We start from the raw sequence: 6,927 nt of genomic DNA on the forward strand, positions 1-6,927 counted from the left end.
AAAACTCCCTTTCTATGTTTAAAGTAATGAGGCTGTATTAAAACCATCCGTATGTTCTTTAATGTCGTTCCTTTCGAAGTCAATTGTATTGTATATGTTATGATTAGAAACATTATCACTACTCAAAAGTAATAAAACATCCACAAACATTTGGTGAATATTGCTGCTTCAAATCCCCAAATGCTCCTTTAAGTTATTTTGAATATGTGTAAGCTCTCCCTTATTTGGCACATAATAATAAATGTTATTCAGCATCATGCTTTCTCCATTATTCATAAAGAGCTGCTCAATCGTAGTAAAACTATCGCCATAGTTTTTTCGTATGTTAAGTAAATCTTCGAAAGCGGCATTTATTTCGATATTCTTTTCTATTGTTTTGAAAATCGATTTATAATTCCATAATGTATTAAGCGACATACTTTCCTTTAAAACGCCTTGAATGACTTGTTTTTGACGATTTTGCCGGCCAAAATCACCAGCGGGATCATCATAGCGCATGCGTACATACTTCAAAGACTCCTCGCCATCCAATGCCAATTCCCCAACTGGAAAATATTCGCCTTCATAATTGAATTCCAAATTATTTTCTACCGTAATTCCGCCGACTATATCAATAATATCTACGAAGCTTTCCATATTAACTTTTGCAACATAATCAATAGGTATTGCCAATAAACTTTCAACTGTTTTAACCGACATTGCCATACCGCCAAATGAATATGCATGATTAATCTTATCTTTAAAGCCTTTTCCGATTATTTCTGTATACGTATCACGCGGGATGCTAAGCATTTTTGTTGTCCGGAGTGTAGGGTTGACAGTTAAAACAATCATTGTGTCAGAGCGGCCGACATCCCCATTTCGTTCGTCCACCCCTAAAATCAAAGCTGAAAATGGTTCTATTTTTGTTGAAACATCGACTACTTCTGAACGAATATCAGACATTCCATAGTCAATAGGCGTATATATTTCATTTGCAGTACTTTTAATTTCTCCGTACACATTTAGCACGAGAATGAGGCATCCTATAAAAAAAATAGCAATAATGCCAATTCCCCACTTCCATCCTTTTTTCATCAATTGCCTCCCTTTTTATTCAATTTAAAGTTTCGTAGTTTATTGCAAATATGGGTTTTAGTCAAATTAAAATATATGTTATTTTCGGATAATAAAGTGTAGGGAAATATACTTCGAGTTTTTTAGCATGTGGAGTTATTAAGTTAATAAGACGGGAATATTTTTTTAATTAACCGGCATTCAGTCCATAGTATATGATATTTATATGAGCCATTATAACCAAGCTTCGTTTTTTTATACGTTATGAACATATGAAATTGAATCGAAAAAGAACAACAAAAGATATTTAGAATCAAATCCTAAATACCTTCAAAAACATCTTTCCAACTGTTTTTCAATTGCGGGCATGGCAAAGCATAAGAAGATTTAATTCACGCTTCCTGGAAATTTTGCTCAAAGCGCCAAGCATCGCGGCACATAGAGAGAAGATCGCGTTTCGCTGTCCATCCCAATTCCCGCTGAGCTTTTGAAGTGTCGGCATAACAGGACGCAATATCGCCTTGCCTGCGATCCACGATTTTATATGGTATAGTAACTCTATTTGCTGCTTCAAAAGCTTTTACCAGTTGTAAAACAGTTGTGCCTTGCCCTGTGCCCAAATTATAAACATGAACCCCTTTAGTCAAATGCTCAATTGCAGCTGCATGCCCTTCCGCTAAATCCATAACATGTATATAATCACGTACACCTGTGCCATCAACAGTTAAGTAATCGTTGCCAAATATACTTAAATATTGCCGTTTTCCTCTGCCAACTTGTGTCACATAAGGCATTAAATTATTTGGTGTTCCATTAGGAGCTTCACCAATCAGCCCGCTTTCATGCGCACCAATCGGATTGAAATAGCGTAATATGGAAACGGAAAACGCAGGATTTACTTTAGCGATATCTGTTAAAATTCGCTCACACATAATTTTTGTTTCACCATAAGGGTTTGCAGGAGGCAATAGGTCCATCGTTTCCACAAACGGAACCTTGTTTTCCCCGTACACTGTAGCAGATGAGCTAAATACAAATCGTTTAATATTAAATTTCAAACAAGCGTTTACTAGCATAATTGTACTTACAAGGTTATTTGTATAATACAATGCCGGCTTTTCCACTGATTCGCCGACAGCTTTCATCCCGGCCAAATGGATAATGCCGTCAATATGATGATTTGCGAAAATATTCTCGAGTGCTTGTTGATCGGACACATCAATTTTATAAAAAGGGATTTCTTTACTTGTGAGGTGTTTAATCTTTTCGATCGAATCTTTATTGCTATTGCTTAAATTATCCGCAACAACTACTGAATGCCCATTTTCAATTAAAGCGATACATGTATGTGAACCGATATATCCAGCACCGCCTGTTACTAAAATTTCCGCTGTCTTTCCCCCTTTGTTTCTATTTCAACTTTCATATGAAGCATTTAATCATTGTAAAATCTATCCTATTCATATGACGATGCAACTATTCTTATATGCCAAAAAAAGAGTGGACAACCTTGCAATCGACAAACTTAATAATATTTTTCATTTAGGAGATGCCTATTTCCATAGTTTCCATATTAATCATCCCTTTTTTTACTTAATAAATCTTCCACCACTTTACAGTTTCAACTTCCTCGGGCTCTTTTATAAGAAAGGTTTTATTTTGCAAAATTCTAGCGTTATTTTCCAGGAAAGTATCGACTGCTTCCAATTGTTTTCTTTTTTCCAAATAACGAAGACCTTCTTCAAAATGAAATGAACGAGTTGTTGTATTATGCGCATCCGAGCCATACATGTGAACTAAATTGGCACGTATTAAATCAAGTGACAGCTTTTGTACAGTTCGACCAAAATGGCCTGTTAAACTTCCTGCTGTTATTTGTGAATAGGCTCCTTGGCGAATAAGTTCAGCTAAACGGTCTGGTTTTTCAGCAATGGCTTTATTGCGTTCCGGATGGGCAATAATGGGAGTAATGCCTTCTAGCAGCAATGAATGAATGATATGTTTTGTATAGATCGGTACTGTATTATTCGGTAATTCCAGTAGTACATATTGTGAGTTGGCTAATGTGTGGATTTGCTTATTTTGGTAGCGGGGAACAATATTTTCGGATAATCGTACTTCATGGCCAGTATAAAGAGTAAGCGGAATATTATTATTGATAAGCTCATTTTGCAATATTGTAACTTGGTTCGTTACTTCTTCATATTTCGCATCATATTTTGGATGATTGCTATGAGAAGTGGCGATGATTGTCGTTATTCCTTCTTTCACTGCTTGTTCAAACAGTTTCATTGATTCTTCCATGCTTCTGGGTCCATCATCTACATTCCATAATAGATGGCAATGCATATCAACCATTGTCTTCACCTCTGTTTATTAATGATTCACTCAGATTAACTAGAACGTATATTACGCATATTTTACCTATAGTTCCATTTTATTATGAAAACCCCTTTTTTAAACAGGGTTGAGAAAAATGCATTTGAGCTAAATGATGTTCATTTTATGTGGTTCTTCTTAATAAGCTTGCACTTTCCTGTCCACTAAAAAACGCCTATGCTTCGTGTTGAACAATACTAAGTTCACATAGGCAATAGGCGGTGTGTTATTTATGCTTGAAAGGGATTGTCTTCATTGATTAAAATACGCTCTTGGCGAATTGCTTTGCCTGTTTTATCATCAATCTCGACAAAGAATGCGCTTAATACGGCACGACCCTTTTTCGGTACTTCATAACGTGCAGGCATATTTGTTAAAAACTTATAAATGACATTGTCTTTTCCCATACCTAAAACTTCATCATATGGTCCAGTCATTCCAACATCGGTAATATACGCTGTGCCTCCCGGGTAAATGCGATTGTCGGCTGTTTGTACATGTGTATGTGTCCCAACAACGACAGATGCCTTGCCATCTAAATGCCAGCTTAGTGCAATTTTTTCGCTCGTTGCTTCTGCATGGAAATCGACGAACACGAGCGGCGAGGTTTTATGCGCTTCTTCGACAAGCTCCAATGCCATTGCAAACGGGTCTTCATGGGGCGGTAAGAATACACGGCCATGCAGATTAATGACCGAAATTGTCACACCATTTTTCGATACTTGGGTCATCCCGCGGCCTGGTGCGTCTTTCGAAAAGTTCGCTGGCCGGATTAAGTAATCCGCATCATCGATAAAATCAAAAATGTCCTTATTATCCCACGTATGGTTGCCCATCGTAATGACATCGACGCCCATTTGCAACAAATCAGTGTAAATAGGACGGGTAATCCCGCGGCCTGCCGCAGCATTTTCGCCATTTGCAATTACAATATCCAAATTATATTTTTTCTTTAAACGAGGCAAGTACTGTTCAACCGCATCACGTCCGATGGAACCAACAATATCCCCAATAAATAATACTTTCATTTTATAACCACTCTTTCTCTTCCTAAACATTTAATCATTTTACCATTTGTTTCAGGTTATTAGCAATTTTTATAATGAATAATCAATTGCCCCTAGCCTATTTGCAGATAAGCTGGAATTTTTCGATGCAATGGAATAGCGGTCAGTCAGCTGTTATCACCTGGTACTGCGTTTTTATATTCTTTAAGAAAGCTGGCGATATATCATACTGTTGGATCAATTGCCGGTTATACACAGTCTTAAAGGAGCTAAATCAAAAAAACTGCCGCAAAGTAAAATGCAGCAGAAAATTTCCCATTAATATTTCAAGTTTTGATGCCAACTCCAAGCGTCCTCAATCATGTGCTGAAGATTCTTTTCCGCTTGCCAACCAAGTTCTTTTTTCATTTTTTGAGGGTTAGCAATTTGTGCAGTCGAATCATCCTCACGTCTTCTGGAAATTTTCACTTTCGATTTTTTATTTGTTATTTGCTCGCATATTTCAATAATCTCTTTTATGGAATAGCCTTGATCATCACTTAAGTTATAAATTGTAAATGCCGTTTTTTCAATTTTTAACGTCTGTAATGCCAATGCATGGGCATTTGCCAAATCCTCAATATGAATAAAGCCCCGCATACATGTCCCATCGGAAGTAACATAATCTTCTTCAAATATTGTGATCTCCGGGTTTTCGCCATTTAAATGTTCCAATATAAGAGGTATTAACCGGGTATCAGGCAAATGATTTTCTCCCGTTTGTGCCATGGCTTGTGCGCCACCTACGTTAAGATAACGCAGCACAATACAATTCATATTATATACTTTCGCATAATCCTCCAAAATTCTTTCAACAAAATATTTGGATCGACCATATGGGTTCATCGGTTCAGCAAAACTTTGTTCTTGCAGAAATTCATTTAATGGAGCAGATGTAGAAGAGAAAATGATATTATTGACTTTATGTGTACGCATAACCTTTAACAACACTAAAGTGGCAGCAACATTATTTTCATAATAATGCTGCGGATTTTCAACAGAATTCGCAGTTGCACTTGCAGCTGCAACATGGACTACCGCATCAATGGGAAAAAGCGAGAAAACCTGCGTCAAACGCTGTTCATCCGCTAAATCACCTTCAATAAAAATAGCTGCTTCATTTACTGCTTCACGATTTCCTGTTGATAAATTATCATATACAATGACTTGCTCTGTTTCTACTAATAGATTTACAACATGGCTTCCAATATAGCCTGCACCACCAACGACTAATATCAACAAACCTTCCCCCTTTCATTAATCAAAATGAAAAATTGCTGTCAAACCTTTACTTTGCGAACTAAGCGAAAAATTGTCGGATATAATTTCAGCTTTACTAATGGTTTCATTATTCGAAGTTTCCATGGGAGTTGGGAAAAACTTTTGCCTTCCCTCATAATTTGGCGCTCTAAAGATTTTAATTGCCGTGTATTCGATGTCGTTACCAATACATAATGATAGCGATATATATATAGTCTTAAATTTAATGCTTCCATCACATTGCGATATTGCCTTTTATCAAAAAATTGCTTGAGCTGCGAATATGTTTGCTCATGGGATTGTGCAATCGTTGGATTATAGCTTTTATTAAATGTGCCTTCACGCTGTACATAGCAGTATTGTGGTTCATTCACAATAGCTATTTTTTTCGCAAATGATAAATAGCGTGCAACAAAACCTACATCCTCGAAAAAGGCACGGTTTTCAAAAAATAATTCCTTTTCTACAATTGTATTTCGCAAAAAAAGCTTATTCCACATGATAGCATATGCCTCATTATGCTTTGCCAGGAAATAATCTACCGGATTTGGTTTATTCGACAGCGTTTCATTTATTTTATATAGTTTTTTACGCTTCGTTTCAGGCCAATATTTTGTATAGCCGCATAACACAAAATCCGCATTTTTTTGCTCTGCACGCTGCGCCAGTTTTTCATACATCGTACTTTCCACAAAATCATGACCATCTACAAATGCGATATATTTTCCGGCAGCTTTTTTTATCCCGTAATTCCGTGCTTCTCCTAAACCGGCATTTTCTAGCGTAAATAATTGAAAACGAAGGTCTCCCTTTATGAATGTTTCACAAACACTTGCTGTCCCGTCTGTAGAACCATCATTCATGATGAGCACTTCTATCGCTTGCAATGTTTGGTTTTGCAAGCTTTGAAGACACTTTATTATAGATGTTTCAACATTTTTTGCAGCGACAATAACAGTAACGATAGGCATCATTTAACATTCTCCTAACTGCTTGAGTTGGTTGCCATTAGAAAAATATACTTTCCTAATTGATCTCAACATCATTATTTTGTACGTGCTATTGAAATTGGTTGCTTTAATTTCGGTATATTTAATTCAAGCCATTGTCGGTGTTTGTCAATATAGTTGTCGCATCAAGCTACTTAACTTTTCTATCAAAATCAAAATCTGTTCTATTAAAATCC

The 6,927-nt window shown here is 36.5% G+C and carries 6 protein-coding genes; all 6 read right to left on the reverse strand.

The window, feature by feature from the left end; translation table 11 throughout:
• Positions 1-168 precede the first annotated feature (168 nt).
• The 6 genes from ACTHOQ_RS02335 to ACTHOQ_RS02360 all read right to left on the reverse strand — a co-directional run bounded on the left by ACTHOQ_RS02335 (position 169) and on the right by ACTHOQ_RS02360 (position 6,715).
• Positions 169-1,077 carry an LCP family glycopolymer transferase gene (locus ACTHOQ_RS02335; RefSeq protein WP_440494058.1) on the reverse strand — a complete coding sequence of 303 codons (909 nt, stop codon included), beginning with the start codon at positions 1,075-1,077 and terminating at the stop codon, positions 169-171.
• 371 nt (positions 1,078-1,448) lie between these two features.
• Positions 1,449-2,441 (reverse strand): UDP-glucose 4-epimerase GalE, encoded by a 993-nt coding sequence (galE, locus tag ACTHOQ_RS02340; protein ID WP_440494065.1) that lies wholly within the window; start codon positions 2,439-2,441, stop codon positions 1,449-1,451.
• A 208-nt stretch (positions 2,442-2,649) separates the two neighbouring features.
• On the reverse strand, positions 2,650-3,414 hold the full coding sequence (locus tag ACTHOQ_RS02345; protein ID WP_440494059.1) for a tyrosine-protein phosphatase: 765 nt from the start codon (positions 3,412-3,414) through the stop codon (positions 2,650-2,652).
• Positions 3,415-3,665: 251 nt separating this feature from the next.
• Positions 3,666-4,463, reverse strand: coding sequence for a TIGR00282 family metallophosphoesterase (locus ACTHOQ_RS02350; protein ID WP_440494060.1), 798 nt, complete (start codon positions 4,461-4,463; stop codon positions 3,666-3,668).
• 297 nt (positions 4,464-4,760) lie between these two features.
• Positions 4,761-5,720, reverse strand: coding sequence for a UDP-glucose 4-epimerase GalE (gene galE, locus ACTHOQ_RS02355; protein WP_440494061.1), 960 nt, complete (start codon positions 5,718-5,720; stop codon positions 4,761-4,763).
• Positions 5,721-5,761: 41 nt separating this feature from the next.
• Entirely contained in the window at positions 5,762-6,715 is a 954-nt protein-coding gene (locus ACTHOQ_RS02360; RefSeq protein ID WP_440494062.1) for a glycosyltransferase family 2 protein, read from the reverse strand.
• Positions 6,716-6,927: the final 212 nt, after the last annotated feature.

It is taken from the genome of Solibacillus silvestris, from assembly GCF_051967575.1.
GTDB lineage: Bacteria > Bacillota > Bacilli > Bacillales_A > Planococcaceae > Solibacillus > Solibacillus silvestris_B.

What these genes read in the sequence shown, in the direction of transcription:
- ACTHOQ_RS02345 (WP_440494059.1), bottom strand. Translation starts at nt 3,414, where the DNA reads ATGGTTGATATGCATTGCCATCTATTATGGAATGTAGATGATGGACCC.
- ACTHOQ_RS02360 (WP_440494062.1), bottom strand. Translation starts at nt 6,715, where the DNA reads ATGATGCCTATCGTTACTGTTATTGTCGCTGCAAAAAATGTTGAAACA.
- ACTHOQ_RS02350 (WP_440494060.1), bottom strand. Translation starts at nt 4,463, where the DNA reads ATGAAAGTATTATTTATTGGGGATATTGTTGGTTCCATCGGACGTGAT.
- ACTHOQ_RS02335 (WP_440494058.1), bottom strand. Translation starts at nt 1,077, where the DNA reads ATGAAAAAAGGATGGAAGTGGGGAATTGGCATTATTGCTATTTTTTTT.